Consider the following 16,749-nt stretch of genomic DNA (forward strand, 5'->3'; position numbering starts at 1 on the left):
GGCGGGGTGCGGGGCTGGTGCGGCTCCGGGGTGGAGGAAGCGGAAGATGCAGGCCGGAGCCGTCGGAGTGATGTCGTGAGGATTCTGCACACCTCGGACTGGCACCTGGGACGGTCGTTCCACCGCGTCCCCATGCTCGACGCCCAGGCCGACTACCTCGACCACCTCGTGCGGACCGTACGCGAGCACGAAGTCGACGCGGTGCTCGTGGCGGGCGATGTCTACGACCGGGCCGTGCCGCCACTCGCGGCCGTCAGGCTGTTCGACGACGCGCTGCACCGGCTCGCAGCCGCCGGCGTGCCGACCGTCATGATCTCCGGCAATCACGATTCGGCCCGCAGGCTCGGCGTCGGCGCAGGCCTGATCGCACGGGCCGGCATCCATCTGCGTACCGATCCGGAGGACTGCGCAACCCCCGTCGTGCTACGCGATGCGTACGGCGAGGTGGCCTTCTACGGACTGCCCTATCTGGAACCCGCGCTCGTCAGAGACACGCTGGGTGCCACGAAGGCCGGACACGAGGCGGTCCTGACCGCCGCCATGGACCGGGTCCGGGCCGATCTCGCCGACCGATCCGGCACCACCCGCTCCGTGGTCCTCGCTCACGCGTTCGTGGCGGGCGGCGAACCCAGCGACAGCGAACGTGACATCACGGTCGGCGGGGTCGCCGCCGTCCCCGCCGGAGTCTTCGACGGTGTCGACTACGCGGCGCTCGGGCACCTGCACGGCTGCCAGACCGTCACCGAACGCGTCAGGTACTCCGGCTCCCCGCTCGCGTACTCCTTCTCCGAAGCCGCCCACCGCAAGACGATGTGGCTGATCGAGCTCGGCGCAGGCGGAGAGCTCTCCGCCGAGCGCATCGACTGCCCGGCCCCTCGTGCACTCGTACGGCTCCGGGGACGACTCGACACGCTCCTCGATGACCCGGCCCTGGAACGGCACCAGGGGTCCTGGGTGGAAGCCACCCTCACCGACCCGGTGCGGCCCGACGAGCCGATGGCCCGCCTCCTGGCACGTTTCCCGCACACCCTCAGCCTCGTGTTCGAACCGGAGCGTGCCCCCGAGGACCCCCTCGCCTCGTATGCCCAGCGGCTCCGGGGCCGGGACGACCAGCAGATCGCGGAGGACTTCGTGGCCCATGTACGCGGCGGGAGCGGACCCAGCGAGCAGGAGCGCACGGTGCTGCGCGCCGCATTCGACGACGTACGGGTGAGTGACAGCGTGCACGAGGTGTCCCGTTGAGACTGCACCGGCTCACCCTCACCGCCTTCGGCCCCTTCGGCGCCACCCAGGAAGTCGACTTCGACACACTCTCCTCGGCCGGGCTCTTCCTGCTGCACGGTCCGACCGGCGCGGGCAAGACCTCCGTCCTCGACGCCGTCTGCTACGGGCTGTACGGAGCCGTGCCCGGAGCCCGGCAGAGCCCCGGCACCTCCCTGCGCAGCGATCACGCCCCGGCGGACCTGCCGACCGAGGTCAGGCTGGAGCTGACGGTCCAAGGGCGCCGCCTGGAGGTCACCCGTCGGCCGGCCCAGCCCCGTCCCAGGAAGCGGGGCGACGGCTTCACGACGGAAAAGGCGCAGAGCCTGCTGCGCGAGTACGGCCCCGAGAAGGGCTGGCAGGCGCTCAGCCGCTCCCACCAGGAGATCGGCGAAGAGATCGGCCGGCTCATCGGGATGAGCAGGGACCAGTTCTGCCAGGTGGTCCTGCTGCCCCAGGGGGACTTCGCGCGCTTCCTGCGAGCCGACGCCGAGGCACGCGGCAAACTTCTGGGCAGGCTCTTCGACACCCGCCGGTTCGCCGCAGTGGAGGACCACCTGGCCGAACTGCGTCGTACGGCGGAAGCCCAGGTCCGAACCGGCGACGAACAGATCCTGGCCCTCGCCCAGCGCATCGCACAGGCGGCCGGTCCTGCAGCCCGGGAGTCGCCGCTGCCCGAGGACCGGCCCGGTGAACCCGGACTCGCCGAGGGCGTACTGCAATGGGCCGCCGTCGCACGCAGCGGCGCACATGAACGTCTCGACATCGCGCAGTGCGAACTGTCGTCGGCGGAGGCCCGGAACACCGCCGCGCGCCACGCACTGGACTCCGAGCGCGAGCTCGCCCGCCTGCAGCAGCGGTACGGGGAAACGCGCCGCCGCGCCGCCGGACTCGAGGAGCGTCGCCCCGAACGCGACCGTTGCCACGAACAGCTCGCCCGCGCACGCAAGGCGGACCTCGTGGCTCCGGCGCTCGAACTGCGCGAGGAGGCCGAACGCGCCCACCGCGCGGCGAGCGAGGCCCGTGAACGCTCCCGCGCGGAACTGCCGCGGGAGCTGGCGGACGCGGGCGTCGAACAGCTTGCCGGCAGGGAGCGCAGCCTCAGGGCGGACCTCGGCGCACTCGAGGCCGCCCGCCGCGCCGAACGGCGCAGCAGGCAGATCGACGCCGAACGGGAAGGGCTCGAACGGCAGTCCCGTGCAGACGACGAACTGATCCAGGAGGCGGCGGACTGGCTGGCCGACTGGGACGGCACCCACCGGGAACTGCGGGAGCGCATCGAGAGCGCGCAGGAGGCCGCGACCCGGGCGGAGCAGCTGGCGGGCCGGCTGGACCCCGCGCGCCGAAGGCTGGACGCGGCGCGTCGGCGCGACGCGCTCGCCGTTCGGGAAGGGGCCGCCGAGGACAGTCTGACCGCGGCCCGCGAACACGCACTCGACGCGCACGAGACCTGGCTGGGGCTGCGGGAACGGCGGCTGCGCGACATCGCGGCGGAGTTGGCCGCCGGGCTTGCCGACGGCGTGGCCTGCTCGGTGTGCGGGTCGTCCGACCACCCGGAGCCCGCCCGCCCGGGAGAGGGCCATGTGGACCGCGCCACGGAGGAAGCGGCGCTCGCCACCCATCGGCGCGCGGAGCAGGCCCGCGCGGAGGCGGAGCGTGAGCTCGGCGTACTGCGCGAACGGCTCGCCGCGGCGCGGGCGGAGGCGTCGGGGGATCTGGAAGTGCCGGGGGTCCCGGGAACGGTGGGCCCGGCGGACGGTTTTGGTGCCTCGGCACCGGGCGGGGTCACGGACGCGTCCGGGCAGGCTGCCCGCCGAGGTACGGCAACCGTCGCGGAACTCGAGGCGGTCGTCACCCGGCTGACCCGGGAGCACGCGGAAGCACGCCGTCTGGCCGCCGGGATGCACGGCGCGCGGGAAGCACTCGCCGCCGCCGAGCGGGAGCACCTCGGACGGCTCGACGCCCGGCAGCAGGCCGAGCGGCGCGCCGCTGCCCGTACCTCGCAGCGGGAAGCCCTCGAGCGGGAGCAGGCTGTTCTGGAGGCCGAGCTGGCGACGGCCCGTGGGTCATCGGACTCCGTTGCCGCACACGCGGACGTGCTGGAGCGCCGGGTCTCGCTGCTCGCCGACGCGGCGGATGCACTGCGGGCCGAGCAGAGCGCCGCGCAGCGGCGCAAGGAGGCCGACGGCACACTCGCGGATGCCGCCTTCCGGGCCGGGTTCGACACGCCGCAGGCCGCCGCCTCGGCGTTCGTCACCGACACCGCCCAGCGGGAACTCCAGCACCGGATCGATGCCTGGCAGGCGGAGGACGCAGCCGTCGCCGACCGGCTCGCCGAGGAGGACGCACGGGCAGCCGCAGCGCACCCGCCGGCGGCTCCGGATGCCGCGCTGTCGGCGTGCGACGCGTCCGGACGACTGCTGCGCGACAGCGCGGCCGCGCTCGCCGCCGCCCAGGAACGCTGCACGGAGCTCGGCCGGCTCTCCCGGCACGCCGCGGACGAAGTGCGCAGGCTGGGACCGCTCCGGCAGGAGTACGACCGGGTGGCACGCCTCGCCGGGCTGACCGCCGGCACCTCTGCCGACAACGAGCGCAAGATGCGGCTCGAGGCGTACGTGCTCGCTGCCCGGCTGGAACAGGTCGCCGCCGCCGCGACGGCCCGACTCCAGCGCATGTCGTCGGGCCGCTACACCCTGGTCCACTCCGACGCGCGGAGCGGGGGGCGCAGGGCAGGACTCGGGCTGCACGTCGTCGACTCCTGGACGGGCCGGGAGCGCGACACGGCGACCCTGTCCGGTGGCGAGACGTTCTTCGCCTCGCTCGCCCTCGCGCTCGGCCTCGCCGATGTCGTGACGGACGAGGCGGGCGGCGTACGGCTGGACACGCTCTTCATCGACGAGGGCTTCGGGAGCCTGGACGAGCAGACCCTGGACGAGGTGCTCGACGTCCTGGACTCGCTGCGCGAGCGTGACCGCAGCGTCGGCATCGTCAGTCATGTCGCCGACCTGCGCCGCCGCATTCCCGCCCAGCTGGAAGTGGTGAAGGAACGGCACGGCTCAGCGGTGCGACATCGCGCGGCGGGCACGTTCAGCGGCTGATCGCCCGGCGGGGGAGAGGCGAGGAGTACACGATGCTGGTGGTCACGGAGCCGAGGGTGCCGATCCGCCCCGTGACCTCCTCGAGGTGGCGCATCGAACGGGCGGTCACCTTCAGAACGAAGCAGTCGTCCCCGGTCACGTGATGTGCCTCCACGATCTCCGGTGTCGTGTCCGTCAGATCGTGGAACGGCTTGTAGTTGCCGTTCGGATAGCGCAGCCGTACGAGGGCCAGAATCGGCAGCCCGAGCCGCTCCGGGTCCACCACAGCGGCGTAACCGCTGATCACCCCCACCTCCTCGAGGCGGCGCACGCGTTCGGTGACGGCGCTCGGGGACATGGCGACGGCGCGGGCCAGCTCGGCAAAAGTCGCACGTCCGTCGCGCTGCAGGACATCGAGGATGCGCCAATCCGTGGCGTCCGGGGAATAGTCGGTCATGGTCGCCAGGCAACAGGGTAATCCCCGGCAGATCAAGCGATGTGCCGGGGATCTCTCCTTCCTGCGGAGGATCACCGATCGTAGATTTTTGGGTATGACCTCACAGCTCACCACCACTGACAACCCCGTCCTGCGCGTTGCGCCGGCCTCCCCCGCAGCCGCTGCCGCGTACTTCGGTGCCTCGCTGGCCTTCCACGCCGACGTCTCGGACGTGGCCGCGGCACTGGCGGCGGGCGGCGACCCGGGCTTCGTCGTTCTGGACTCCCGGTCCACCGCGGCCTGGGACCAGGGACACATCCCCGGCGCGGTGCACCTGCCCACCGCACTCGTGGCGGAGCAGGCGCCGGGGCTCCTCGACCCGGCGGTACCGGTGGTCACCTACTGCTGGGGCCCCGGCTGCAACGGTGCCGCCCGCGCCGCACTTGCCCTTGCCGAACTCGGCTACCAGGTGAAGGAGATGCTCGGCGGGTTCGAGTACTGGGCGCGCGAGGGCTTCGAGTTCGAGACCTGGCAGGGCGCGGAGCGGCGCACCGCCGACCCGCTCACCGCACCGGTCGGTACCGACGACTGCGGCTGCTGACCACCGGCCGGGTCAGCGCCCGCGTGACCGGCCCGCGGCATCGAGGAGGGCAGCGAACAGGCCCTCCCCGTCGTCACCGGCAGGCAGTCCGCTGACCTGCCCGTCGCCGACCTCCACCACCCGCCACGCCCCGTCGTCACGCAGGGCGACGTCCGTCGTGACCCAACGGCAGTCGAGGCCGCGCACCGCCTCACGGACGGCGTCGAGTCCGGGCGCGGGCACCTGGGCGGGCGTGTCGGGATGGGCGGTCACCAGCACGGGCTCGCCGTCCACCCACCACACCCGGGCCTCGCCGCCCGGAACGAACGACTCGTAGGCCCGCAATACCACGCCACCGGCCAGGAAGTCGCCCTGCAGCTCGACGAACCGGCCGACGACACGGGCGAGCCGCGGACCGTCCGACAGCTCCGGTACGAAGCACGCCTCGTCCCACTCGTGCTTGCGGGACTTCACGAAGTCCTTCACGATCCCCGCCCCGGAACCGAGAGGCCCGGCGAGCCGTGACCAGAACGCCGTGTCGGCAGAGGCGGCGACGCCGGAAGACAGCGCACACCAGACGCTGTGCGGCGTGAGACCGGTGAATATCCCGTACCAGCCGGGCAGTTCATGCGCGGTGCGGTACGCGGCGGCGCCCGTGAGGAGCGAGCAGCCGAGCCCGGCCAGCGCCCCCTCCAGCTCCTCGTACCGGTCCGGCGGAATCATCCAGCCGCGGTACCAGTACGGCCCCGAGTCCCGCCGGACCCGGTCGACGGCCGCTTCCGCATCCCCGGCGAGCAGCGCGTCGTGATCGACCAGAACCACCTGTGCACCCGCCCTGCGCGCAGCCGCAGCCTCCTGGGCGAACTGTGGGTCGGGGCGTCCAGGACGCAGGGGGTCGCAGCAGAACAGGAAACCGGTCGGAGTCATGCGGAACTCATTCTTGAGAGTTTGCCCGGGACTTCGGCGGAAGCGGAAAGGGCGCGTGGGCAGAGGCGTCGGGGGTCGACGGGGCCGGTGGTTCCACCGGCCGGCCCCGTCACTGCGCGGATCGGAACGCGTCACCGCGCGGATCGGAACGCGGAACTGATCGCGGATCCGATCCGGGGCAATCGCCCCGGGGGTCAGATCCTGGAGAGCTCGTCCACCAGGTCGTCCAGGCCGAGCGAACCCTGCGAGAGGGCCGCCATGTGCCAGGCCTTGAGGTCGAACGCGTCACCGTGCGCCTTGCGTGCGTTCTCCCTGCCCAGCAGCCAGGCGCGCTCGCCCAGCTTGTAGCCGATGGCCTGCCCCGGCATCGACAGATAGCGGGTCAGCTCGCTCTCCACGAAGTCGGCGGGCCGGCCGCTGTGGCTGCCGAAGAACTCCTCGGCCAGTTCCGGCGTCCACCGCTCGCCCGGGTGGAACGGCGAGCCCGCGGGGATCTCCAGCTCCAGGTGCATGCCGATGTCCACGATCACCCGGCAGGCACGCATCATCTGCGCGTCCAGATAGCCGAGCCGGCGCTCGGCGTCCGGCAGGAAGCCCAGCTCGTCCATCAGCCGCTCCGCGTACAGCGCCCAGCCCTCGGCGTTGGCACTGACATGGCCGATCGACGCCTGGTAGCGGGAGAGGCTGTCGGCGACGTGGGTCCACTGGGCGATCTGCAGATGGTGGCCGGGTACACCCTCGTGGTACCAGGTCGACACCAGGTCGTACACCGGGAAGCGCGTCTCGCCCATGGTGGGCAGCCATGTGCGGCCGGGCCTGGAGAAGTCCTCGGACGGACCGGTGTAGTACGGAGCCGCGGCTCCTCCCGACGGAGCGATCCGGGACTCCACCTTCCGTACCCGCTCGGCGAGTTCGAAGTGGGTTCCGTCGAGTGCGTCGATGGCTTCGTCCATCAGCTCCTGCAGCCACACACGGACCTCGTCCACGCCCTCGATGTGCTTGCCGTGTACATCGAGATGGGCGAGAGCCTCCCAGGGGCCCGCGCCCGGAAGGATCTTGTCGGCCTCGGTCTTCATCTCGGCCAGCAGCCGGTGGTATTCGGACCAGCCGTACGCGTACGCCTCGTCGAGATCAAGGTCCGTACCGTTGTACTGGCGCGCCCAACGCGCGTAGCGCTCACGGCCGACCGTGTCGGGGGCGCCTTCGATCGCGGGGGCGTAGACCTTCTGCAGCCACCCGCGCAGCGTGAGGAGCGCCTCGGTCGCCCGGCGCGCTGCGTCGTCCAGGTCCGTGCGCAGTGACTCCGGCCCCTGGGCCACGAAGTCCTGGAAGAACCCGGTGCCGTTCTCCCCGGCCCAGACGCCCAGTTGCTCGATGAACGTGGCTGTCGGGCGCGGACCCGCGTACAGCTTGCGCTCGAGACCGAGCGCGAGCGAGGCGCGATAGCCCTCCAACGCCACGGGGACCGCAAGCAGTCGGTCCACAACCGCTGCCCAGTCCTCGTCGGTGGCGGTCGGCGTCGCCGTGAAAACCTCGCGGAGGCTGTGCGCCGGTGAGTGGAGGTTGGAGACGGTGCGCAGGTTCTCCTCGGCCTCGTGGATGGCGAGTTCGGCCGTCAGGCGCTCGCGCAGCAGCCGCGCGCAGCGCTGCTCGGCGTCGGTGTCCGAGCCCGGCGCCTGCTCGGCGGTGTCGAGCTCGGCCAGGGTGCGGCGGATCAGCTCGGCGACGGCGGCCTGTCCGGCCGGAGAGAAATCGGGCAGCCGGCGAGAGCTTTCTGCGACACCGAGATAGGTACCGGTGATCGGGTCGAGTTCGATGTACGCGTCGACATAGGTGTCGGCGACCTGGCGCGGCAGTGCGCTGCTCGATGTGTCTGACATGTGGACATCCTCGTACGGCGAAGGCCTCTGCGTCACCCGGATAGGACTTCAGCCACCGTGGAGATCTTTTACGGCGTTGTGGAGTCCGGGTGCGCCTCGTACGGGCCGGCAGCGGGTGGCAGGAGCGGACCGCACTCCCACTGCTGGAAGATCAGCCGGGTCTCCACCCGCGCCACCTCACGGCGCGAGGTGAACTCGTCCAGGACCAGCCGCTGCAGATCCGCCGTGCCGGCGACGGCCACATGGACGAGATAGTCGTCGGGCCCGGTGAGGTGGAAGAGCGCGCGGGATTCGGGCAGCGCACGGATCCGTTCGACGAACGGTCCGATGAGTTCCCTGCGGTGCGGCCGGACCTGCACCAGGAGCAGTGCCTCCAGGCCCCGGCCGAGCCGCGCCGGATCGAGCCGCAGCTGATGCCCGAGGATGACACCGGAACGGCGCAGCCGTGCCACCCGGTCCAGGCAGGTGGACGGCGCCACCCCCACTTCGGCGGCCAGCTCCCGGTACGTCGTCCGTGCATCGTTCTGCAGCAGGCGCAGAATGTGCAGATCCACCGGGTCCAGAGCGACAGATTCAGACATCGGGCGAACGTAGCACGGGATTTTCGCTCATCCGGCCGGTCACTGTTCAGAGTGGTGACATGGACACCGAAGCCTCCTCGCTGACATCCCCGGCACCCCTCCGGTCCAGGGCGCTCGCCACCGAAGCCGTGCACGCCGGACGCGACGACCTCGCTTCTCTCGGTCTGCACGCCGCGCCCATCGATCTGTCCACCACCTACCCCTCGTACGACTCGCGGGGTGAGGCCGAGCGGATCGACGCCTTCGCCGCCACCGGAGCGAAGCCGGACGGTCCGCCCGTCTACGCCCGGCTGGACAATCCGACGACCGCCCGCTTCGAGACGGCACTGGCACGTCTGGAGGGGACCGAGAGCGCTGTGGCCTTCGCCAGCGGAATGGCGGCGCTCACCGCCGTGCTGCTGGCCCGCGCGAGTACGGGGCTGCGCCATGTCGTCGCCGTCCGGCCGATGTACGGCTGCAGCGACCACCTCCTCGGCGCCGGGCTGCTCGGGACCGAGGTGACCTGGACCGATCCGGCGGGCATCGCCGACGCGATCCGCCCGGACACCGGGCTGGTGATGGTCGAGACGCCGGCCAATCCCACACTGGCCGAGGTCGACATCCGGGCCGTGGCCCACTCCTGCGGTTCCGTGCCGCTGCTCGTCGACAACACCTTCGCGACACCGGTACTGCAGCGGCCGGTCGAGCACGGCGCCCGGGTCGTGCTGCACAGCGCCACCAAGTATCTCGGCGGCCACGGCGATGTCATGGGCGGGGTCGTGGCATGCGACGAGGAGTTCGCGGCGAAACTGCGGCAGGTGCGGTTCGCCACCGGTGGTGTGCTGCATCCGCTGGCCGGCTATCTGCTGCTGCGCGGTCTTTCCACGCTGTCGGTGCGGGTCAGGGCAGCATCGGCGAGCGCCGCCGAACTCACCCGCCGGCTCTCCGCCGACCCCCGCATTGCGCGTGTGCACTACCCGGAGCTGGGCGGGGCGATGGTCTCGTTCGAGGTGTACGGGGATCCGCACCGCGTGATCGCGCAAGTCGGGCTCATCACCCCTGCCGTGAGTCTCGGCAGCGTCGACACACTGATCCAGCATCCGGCCTCCATCAGCCACCGCATTGTGGATGAGGGAGACCGGCAGGCCGCGGGCGTCGGCGACCGGCTGCTGCGGATGTCGGTGGGCCTGGAGGACGTCGAGGACCTGTGGGCCGATCTGTGTCAGGCGCTCAGCGACGGACCTGCGACGTCTGGTCGGCCTGCTCGTGCGGGGCGGGCGACGGGACGGGCGACGCAGCCAGCCGGGCTGTGATGACGAGGGTGCCTTCTTCGATCTGGTAGTCGAGGGGCAGCGAGAGCGCGCGCATGGCCGCGACCATGCCCGTGTTGTGGGCCTGGGTGACGGCGTACACGCTCTCGCAGCCTGCCTCGACGGCCAGGGCCACGAGCCGGGAGAGGAGTTCGGAGCCGATGCCCCTGCGCTGCCAGTCGTCCTCGACCATGAGAGCGACCTCTGTCTCGTCTCCGTCCCAGAGCAGATGGCCGAGCGCGACCAGCCGTCCGGAGGCCGTCTGCACGGCGAGCGTGCGGCCGAAACGCGGGCTCAGCAGGTGGTCGAGATAGCGGTCGGCGTCACGCACCGGGCCGTGGTACCGCAGGCCGAGGGTGTGGTCGGAGCAGCGGTCGTGCATGGCGCGGGCGGCGGCGAGATCGCTGCGGTCCGCGCGGCGCACCGTGATCTCGTTGCCCTCGGGAAGGGTGAGGATGTCCTCGCTGCGCGGTACGCGAGGTCCGAGACGGGCATCGAGCTCGACCAGGGCCCGGGCCCTGGCGAATTCGGTCGGGGTGAACGGAAGGTAGGGCCGCTCGACCGTGATGACGCCGCCCGAGGGATCGCGCAGCCTCATCACGGTCTCCTCCAGGACCCCCTCCACGGGTGCGCTCTCCCCGGTGGGCCGCCCGGTGATCGACAGGGCCGGCAGCGAGTGGATGGTGCAACGGCCGAGCAGCTGACGCAGCGCGAGAGGGAGCTCGGCCGCGTCCAGAGCGGTGCGGGTCGCGAGGCCGAGGACCCGGGTGGGCGTGTCCACCAGGTCGTGTGCGTCCGCGCGCTCGATCCAGGTGGCGGACCCTCCTGCGGCGGAGATCTCCCGGGTGAGCTGCTGAGCCGGCAGCGCTGCGGGTGCCCGCAGCAGGAACTCGTCGACGGTGCCCTCGGCGAGCGGGTGCGTCTGCAGCGTGAGGATGTCGATCCGGTACCGGGCGAGGGCCACGCAGAGGGCGGCGAGGGAGCCGGGGGTGTCCCGCACCGTCGTCCGCATCCGCCACAGCACCGTCTCCAGTTCCTCCTCCACACCGGCGGACGCGAGCGCACCGTCCGCGCCGCCGGTGTCCGTATCGGCGTCCGGGGGCGGGGCGTGGCTGTGGCGTCGTGCCCACCATGTGTGGAACGCGGCCGTGGCCGCGAGGGCCACGGCCGAAGCCACCAGCAGATAGGGGCCGTCCGGCGTGTGCCCGATCAGGTTGGCGACCGCGTCGGCCACGGCAACCGCCGTGAACAGGGCGGCCAGCTCGATCAGGTCCCGCCGCCAGTGGTGGGGGCGGCGGGCACTCTTTGCGGATGTCACATCAGTCATGTCTTCACTGTGACCGAACGGTGTTGCCTGATCACGAACGCATTGTGACTGATGGGTTACGTGTGGATCTGGTCGCCTATCAGTGCCTTGTGTCGATTGCCGTATGCGGCGGTGGCCGAAGCATGTACGGATCGGGTCGTAGGAACCGTAGAACCCGCCACTGACAGCGGCCGGCCCCGGACGTCACGTCCGGGGCCGCTGTTCATCGCTTCCCGCTCACTGCCCCGTACGCCCGGGCTGCAGTACCTGGCTGAACAGGACGGTGCCGCCCTGCGCCCGCAGCCGCACCGTCAATTCCCCGCTTCCACCGTCGATATCGACCTCACCGAAGAACTGCGGGGACTCCATGGGCGACACGTTCGCCCGGTCCGGCGCCCGGACGAAGACCCGCTCGGGTCCGAACGTGCCGTCGAGCGCGTTGGCAGGGAAGCCGCCTGCGGCCAGCGGACCCGAAACGAACTCCCAGAAGGGTGCGAAGTCCTTGAACGCCGCACGCTCGGGGGAGTAGTGCTGGGCACTGGTGTAGTGCACATCGGCCGTCAGCCAGACCGTGCCCGTGATCCGCCGGTGCTTGATGTACCGCAGCAGCTCCGCGATCTGCAGCTCACGGCCCAGCGGCGCGCCGGGATCACCCTGGGCGACTGCCTCGAAGTCGGTGGCTCCGTCGGGGACGACCAGCCCCAGCGGCATGTCCGCGGCGATCACCTTCCACACCGCGCGCGACTGCGAGAGCTCACGCTCGAGCCAGCTCAGCTGCTCGGCGCCGAGGATGCCGATGGTGTCGTCGGGCTGCCGGCCGGGGGAGTTGGCGTTACGGAAGGACCGCATGTCCAGGACGAACACGTCGAGCAGCGGACCGTGCCGCACGACGCGGTGCATGCGCCCTTCCCGGGACGAACCGTGCGCGGAGGAGCCGTGCCGGGCCGACGCCGGGAAGTACTCGCGGAACGCACGCATCGAGCGGGCCGCCAGGAGATCGACGTTCTTCTCGGTGTAGCGCACGTCGTCGAGGATCTGACCGGGGTACCAGTTGTTCCGGACCTCGTGGTCGTCCCACTGGATGACGGAGGGCACCTGCGCGTTGAACGCGCGCACATTGTCGTCCAGCAGGTTGTACCGGAAATTGCCGCGGTACTCGTCGAGAGTCTCGGCGACCTTCGACTTCTCGTCGGTCGTGAGGTTGCGCCAGATCCGGCCGTCGGGCAGCGTCACGCTGGGCTCGAGCACGCCGTCCGCGTAGATGTTGTCGCCGCTGCACAGGAAGAAGTCCGGGTCGAGACGGCGCATTTCGTCGTACACCACGTAGCCGCCGATGTCGGGGTTGATGCCCCAGCCCTGGCCCGCGATGTCACCGGACCACAGGAAGCGCACCCCCTCGCGGCGCCTGGCAGGGGCGGTGCGGAAGGTTCCGTACACCGGCTTGCCCGTGCGGCGCGGGTCGTGCGGGTCCGTGAGCGTCACGCGGTAGTGCACCTGCTCGCCGGCAGGGAGCCCGTACAGGGGGGTCGTGCCGGTGAAGTCCGTGCGGGCTCCGATCAGCGGGCCGTGCCATCTGCGGGCCCTGCGGAAGGACTCGGTGGCCGACGTCTCGACCAGCATCCGGGCCGGACGGTCCGAACGCACCCACACCAACGCCGACGACGCCGTCACATCACCCACCTGGACACCCCACGCCGCACTCGGCCTGCCGGAGAGCGCGAAGGCGGGAGCGGCGGCCACGGTGAAGGGAACCGCGGCCGCGGCCGAGGCGAGGAGCGAGCCGCGCAGCACGGTACGACGGCCCGGGGCCGGTATGCGAGGACGGTTCGACATCGAGGTGCCTCCAGGGGCGACGGGGCGGGTGTGACTGCCGGAACGGCGGTGCACGCGTGGCTGGTTGTCGACTCATGCCTAGTGCCCGACGGCAGCCGGAACGCCAACCCCGGATGAACAGGCGGCCTGTTCCGTCCCTACGACGGCTTGAGCCCTCCGGCCAGCAGGCGGATCCCGTGCGAGATATCGGCGGGGGCCAGATGCGCGTAGCCGAGCACCAGACGGACCGCAGGGCCCTCGGAGTCCGCCGCCCCGTAGTCGCTCAACGGGCGCACGGCGATACCGGCTGCCGCCGCCCGGACAAGGAAGTCCGCCTGGGATCCGCAGCGTTCGGGCAGACGGGCGATGACGTGCAGGCCCGCGGCGATCCCGCTGACCTCGGCCCCGGGAAAGTGCTCCGCCAGCGCAGCGGTCATGGCGTCCCGGCGTTCCCGGTAGGCGCGCTGGCAGCGCCGCAAGTGACGGTCGTAACCGCCCCGGGTGACGAAGTCCGCGAGCACGGCCTGGTCGATCGCGGGATTGCCGAGGTCCATGGTGCGCTTGCGGTCGACGATCTCGTCGGTCATCGACGCGGGGGCGATCAGCCAGCCCAGCCGCAGCCCGGGCGCCAGCGACTTGCTCACCGAGCCCGTGTACACGACATGCTCCGGGTCCAGTCCCTGCAGCGCTCCGACCGGTGCCCTGTCGTAGCGGAAGTCACCGTCGTAGTCGTCCTCCATGATCACGGCCGAGGTCGTGCGGGCCCAGTCGAGCAGCCTGCGGCGACGCTCGGCGGAGTAGGCGATCCCGGTGGGGAACTGATGAGCCGGGGTCGTGACGAGAGCACGCACGCCGGACCGCAGCAGCGGTGCCACAGCAAGTCCCTCGTCGTCGAGCGGAAGCGGGACCGTCCCGAGCCCGGCCGAGGCGAACAGCGTGGCATGCTCCGGGCTTCCCGGGTCCTCGACGCCGACCGCCGCAGCGCCACGCCCTCGCATCACGAACCCGAGCAGCGTCGTCGCCTGCGCCACCCCCGAACACACCACCAGCCGCTCAGGATCGGCCACCACCCCGCGGCGCCGCGTCAGCAGGGCAGCCAGTGCCTCGCGCAGCTCGGGAAGTCCGCGCGGGTCCGGGTAGCCGAGGGCGCTGTGCGGCAGTCGGCCGAGGACCGCGCGGTGGGCGGCGCCCCAGGCGCTCCGCGGGAAGAGGGAAAGATCAGGCGTGCCCGGGCGGAAGTCCACCCGCGCGCCGGGCCTACGTGGCGCGAGGTCGCGCGCCCCCTGTACCGCGGGCCGCACCCCACCGCTCACCCAGGTGCCCGCGCCCCGACCGCTGCGCAGATAACTCTCCGCCGTCAGCTGCTCGTACGCCTCCGTCACCAGACCGCGCGACACCCCGAGGTCGGCGGCGAGTTCACGGCTGGCCGGAAGCCTGGTCCCCGCCGCGAGCCGGCCCGAGCGCACGGCCTCGCGCAGCACCGACTGCAGCGCACGCCCACGCTGACGTGCGGGCGCGGAGACTGCAGGCAGCAACAGCTCCCAGGCGGCAGAGGCGGTGGGCCGCTCCCCCTCGACGCCCGGTTCAGGTCGCGGATTGGTCTCCGAAGACGTCATGGAAGTGGACCTTAAACCGGACCGTGCCGGAATCTAGCGTCGGTCCCATGAACGCTACTGAGCTGCGCGGTGCCCTTCTCGCGGCCTTCGCCTGCACCTTGGTCGGTGCCTCCTTCACCGCGAACAGCCTCCTCGGCGACTACCCCTACGCAGTAGGTCAGGCACTGAGGTACGGCCTCGCGGCACTGTTACTGCTTCCGCTCCTGCGCAGGGGCGCCACATCCGGGCCGTCCCCTCTGCGTACCCTCACACGCAGTCAGTGGGGCCGCCTCGCGGCCCTCGCGGCCGTCGGCATGGTCGGCTTCAACCTGGCGGTACTGGCTGCCGAACGCTCGGCGGAGCCAGCTGTTCCAGGGGTGTTCGTCGGCTGTGCACCCATTGTCGTGGGCGTCATGGTTCCTGCCCTGGAAGGCCGCCGTGCTTCCCGGACCGTCCTGTACGCGGCCGCGTTCGTCGCCGCCGGGGCCTTCACCGTCCAGGGATGGGGCCGGACCGACCTGGCGGGCATCCTCTGCTCGGTGGGTGCGCTTGCCGGTGAGGTCGGCTTCGCGGTACTGGCCGTGCCGGTGCTGCGTCCGCTCGGCCCGAAGCTGCTGTCGGCGACCGTCTGTGCCGTCGCCGCTGTGGAATCGGCGCTGCTCGGCGTACTGCTGGACGGGGCGGGGTTCGTACGGGTGCCCACGACGGGGGAGGCGCTGGCCCTGCTGTGGCAGGCGGTCGTCGTCACAGTGATCGGATTCGTCTGCTGGTACAGCGGCATGCGTCGTATCGGGGCCGAGCGCGCAACGCTCTTCTCCGGACTGATCCCGGTCTCGGCCGCACTCACCGCGCCCGTCGTCGGCGCCGGGGCATACGGCATTGCACAGGGTGCCGGCAGCCTCCTGGTGGGCGTGGGTGTGGCGCTGGGCTCGGGCGTCCTGAGGCGCCGCCCGGCGGCAGGGGTTCCTGCCGCCCGGACCCCGGCCGCTGCCGCAGGTCGCGCCGGGCGTTCCTGGGCGGCGGCTGCTGCCGCAGGTCGCGTCGGCCGTTCAGCGGCTCGTGTCGAGAATGACGCGCGCCACGGGGGCGGGGTCGTCGTTCATCGGAACATGGCCGCAGGCGGGGAGCTGTACGAGCCGGGCCCCGGGTATGAGGCGCTTGGCCCGGATTCCCTGCCGGCGCAGCAGCAGACGGTCCCGGCTGCCCCAGGCGATGGTGACCGGGAGATCCGGCACATCGTCGGTGAAGGCGAGGCCCCGGCCGGCGGCAAGAGTCTCGTGGAAGCCCGTCGCCCCGCGCAGGGCGACCGTCTCCGACACGACGGCATCGGGTGAACGGCGGCCCGGCCGTGCATAGATGGTGCTGGTCAGCGCCGCGCGGCCGGCTGCGCTCCGCGAGAGCCGCTCGATCACGGGCATCGGCATCGTCAGTGCCCCGCGGCGCATCGTGCGCAGCACCCCGAAGGCGTAGCGGCGCTCGCGCTCCGTCCAGAACCCCGCCGGGGACAGTGCCGTCACCGAGCGGACGAGTTTCTCGCGGCCCAGCTCCAGAGCCAGGAGCCCTCCGAGGGAGTTCCCCGCGACATGCGGTCGCTCCACGCCGATTGCGTCGCAGAACGCGGCGAGCACGGGGACCACGGTCCGCAGGTCGTACGGGAGGCCGTCCGGCAGCGACGGTGAAGCGCCGAACCCGGGCAGGTCCACGGCTATGACATCCCGCTCGGCGGCCAGGATCCGCAGGACCGGGTCCCAGGCCTGGCGGTGGTGACCGATGCCGTGGAGCAGCAACAACGGCTCGCCGGACCCGGTTCGTTCGTACGCTACGGAGACGGTGTGCCGGCCGACGGCCGAATCGACTGAGAACGAGACCGTGGTGGCCATGCTGCTCCTCGGGTGGATCGGCCCCCGTGCGGGCGGGAATGAGTGGACGGACCTCTCGTCAGTAACAATTACCGCCCAGTAGCTTGTAGTTCAAGAGGTGCGGGCGATTCCTGCTGGACAGCGTCT

At 71.5% G+C, this 16,749-nt stretch carries 12 protein-coding genes and 1 pseudogene; 5 read left to right on the forward strand and 8 right to left on the reverse strand.

Translation table 11 applies throughout. From position 1 onward, the window contains the following. Positions 1–75 precede the first annotated feature (75 nt). Both ACFWBQ_RS21515 and ACFWBQ_RS21520 read left to right on the forward strand, forming a co-directional pair. Positions 76–1,242 (forward strand): exonuclease SbcCD subunit D, encoded by a 1,167-nt coding sequence (locus tag ACFWBQ_RS21515; protein ID WP_385491281.1) that lies wholly within the window; start codon positions 76–78, stop codon positions 1,240–1,242. After that, entirely contained in the window at positions 1,239–4,358 is a 3,120-nt protein-coding gene (locus ACFWBQ_RS21520; RefSeq protein ID WP_385491284.1) for an AAA family ATPase, read from the forward strand. Before ACFWBQ_RS21515 ends, ACFWBQ_RS21520 begins: the two co-directional genes overlap by 4 nt. Here ACFWBQ_RS21520 and ACFWBQ_RS21525 read toward each other — a convergent pair. Continuing rightward, positions 4,348–4,794, reverse strand: a complete 447-nt coding sequence (locus ACFWBQ_RS21525; RefSeq protein WP_385491286.1) for an Lrp/AsnC family transcriptional regulator — start codon at positions 4,792–4,794, stop codon at positions 4,348–4,350. The two genes, ACFWBQ_RS21520 and ACFWBQ_RS21525, sit on opposite strands and share 11 nt — an antisense overlap. Positions 4,795–4,888: 94 nt before the next feature. On the opposite strand from ACFWBQ_RS21525, the gene ACFWBQ_RS21530 reads away from it, so the two are divergent. Beyond that, positions 4,889–5,374, forward strand: coding sequence for a rhodanese-like domain-containing protein (locus tag ACFWBQ_RS21530; RefSeq protein ID WP_385491289.1), 486 nt, complete (start codon positions 4,889–4,891; stop codon positions 5,372–5,374). A 12-nt stretch (positions 5,375–5,386) separates the two neighbouring features. Here the strand turns inward: ACFWBQ_RS21530 and ACFWBQ_RS21535 are convergent, their stop codons facing one another. The 3 genes from ACFWBQ_RS21535 to ACFWBQ_RS21545 form a co-directional block, all read right to left on the reverse strand. After that, complete coding sequence (locus ACFWBQ_RS21535) at positions 5,387–6,280, reverse strand: ATP-grasp domain-containing protein (RefSeq protein WP_385491291.1); 894 nt, start codon at positions 6,278–6,280, stop codon at positions 5,387–5,389. Between the two features lie 194 nt (positions 6,281–6,474). Then, entirely contained in the window at positions 6,475–8,160 is a 1,686-nt protein-coding gene (locus ACFWBQ_RS21540) for a DUF885 domain-containing protein (protein WP_385491294.1), read from the reverse strand. Between the two features lie 68 nt (positions 8,161–8,228). Then, complete coding sequence (locus tag ACFWBQ_RS21545) at positions 8,229–8,741, reverse strand: Lrp/AsnC family transcriptional regulator (protein WP_385491297.1); 513 nt, start codon at positions 8,739–8,741, stop codon at positions 8,229–8,231. Positions 8,742–8,800: 59 nt separating this feature from the next. Here ACFWBQ_RS21545 and ACFWBQ_RS21550 point away from each other — a divergent pair, with 59 nt between their 5' ends. Continuing rightward, positions 8,801–10,033, forward strand: coding sequence for a trans-sulfuration enzyme family protein (locus ACFWBQ_RS21550; RefSeq protein ID WP_385491300.1), 1,233 nt, complete (start codon positions 8,801–8,803; stop codon positions 10,031–10,033). On the opposite strand, the gene ACFWBQ_RS21555 is transcribed toward ACFWBQ_RS21550, so the two are convergent. From ACFWBQ_RS21555 to ACFWBQ_RS21565, 3 genes are all read right to left on the reverse strand, one after another. Next, positions 9,951–11,348 (reverse strand): GNAT family N-acetyltransferase, encoded by a 1,398-nt coding sequence (locus ACFWBQ_RS21555; RefSeq protein WP_385491588.1) that lies wholly within the window; start codon positions 11,346–11,348, stop codon positions 9,951–9,953. The genes ACFWBQ_RS21550 and ACFWBQ_RS21555 overlap by 83 nt on opposite strands. A gap of 225 nt (positions 11,349–11,573) precedes the next feature. Then, positions 11,574–13,169: an alkaline phosphatase D family protein gene (locus tag ACFWBQ_RS21560; protein WP_385491303.1), complete on the reverse strand. Its 1,596-nt coding sequence runs from the start codon at positions 13,167–13,169 to the stop codon at positions 11,574–11,576. Between the two features lie 137 nt (positions 13,170–13,306). Beyond that, complete coding sequence (locus tag ACFWBQ_RS21565) at positions 13,307–14,764, reverse strand: PLP-dependent aminotransferase family protein (RefSeq protein WP_385491305.1); 1,458 nt, start codon at positions 14,762–14,764, stop codon at positions 13,307–13,309. Between the two features lie 47 nt (positions 14,765–14,811). On the opposite strand from ACFWBQ_RS21565, the pseudogene ACFWBQ_RS21570 reads away from it, so the two are divergent. Further along, positions 14,812–15,609: pseudogene (locus ACFWBQ_RS21570) on the forward strand (EamA family transporter); the annotation flags it as partial. 183 nt (positions 15,610–15,792) lie between these two features. Here ACFWBQ_RS21570 and ACFWBQ_RS21575 read toward each other — a convergent pair. Beyond that, a complete protein-coding gene (locus ACFWBQ_RS21575; protein WP_385491308.1) occupies positions 15,793–16,623 on the reverse strand; it encodes an alpha/beta fold hydrolase in 831 nt (276 codons plus the stop codon). Between the last annotated feature and the right edge of the window lie 126 nt (positions 16,624–16,749).

Source organism: Streptomyces sp. NPDC060035, from assembly GCF_042736635.1.
Lineage (GTDB): Bacteria > Actinomycetota > Actinomycetes > Streptomycetales > Streptomycetaceae > Streptomyces.

What these genes read in the sequence shown, in the direction of transcription:
- ACFWBQ_RS21525 (WP_385491286.1), bottom strand. Translation starts at nt 4,794, where the DNA reads ATGACCGACTATTCCCCGGACGCCACGGATTGGCGCATCCTCGATGTC.
- ACFWBQ_RS21530 (WP_385491289.1), top strand. Translation starts at nt 4,889, where the DNA reads ATGACCTCACAGCTCACCACCACTGACAACCCCGTCCTGCGCGTTGCG.
- ACFWBQ_RS21535 (WP_385491291.1), bottom strand. Translation starts at nt 6,280, where the DNA reads ATGACTCCGACCGGTTTCCTGTTCTGCTGCGACCCCCTGCGTCCTGGA.
- ACFWBQ_RS21540 (WP_385491294.1), bottom strand. Translation starts at nt 8,160, where the DNA reads ATGTCAGACACATCGAGCAGCGCACTGCCGCGCCAGGTCGCCGACACC.
- ACFWBQ_RS21545 (WP_385491297.1), bottom strand. Translation starts at nt 8,741, where the DNA reads ATGTCTGAATCTGTCGCTCTGGACCCGGTGGATCTGCACATTCTGCGC.
- ACFWBQ_RS21550 (WP_385491300.1), top strand. Translation starts at nt 8,801, where the DNA reads ATGGACACCGAAGCCTCCTCGCTGACATCCCCGGCACCCCTCCGGTCC.
- ACFWBQ_RS21560 (WP_385491303.1), bottom strand. Translation starts at nt 13,169, where the DNA reads ATGTCGAACCGTCCTCGCATACCGGCCCCGGGCCGTCGTACCGTGCTG.
- ACFWBQ_RS21565 (WP_385491305.1), bottom strand. Translation starts at nt 14,764, where the DNA reads ATGACGTCTTCGGAGACCAATCCGCGACCTGAACCGGGCGTCGAGGGG.
- ACFWBQ_RS21575 (WP_385491308.1), bottom strand. Translation starts at nt 16,623, where the DNA reads ATGGCCACCACGGTCTCGTTCTCAGTCGATTCGGCCGTCGGCCGGCAC.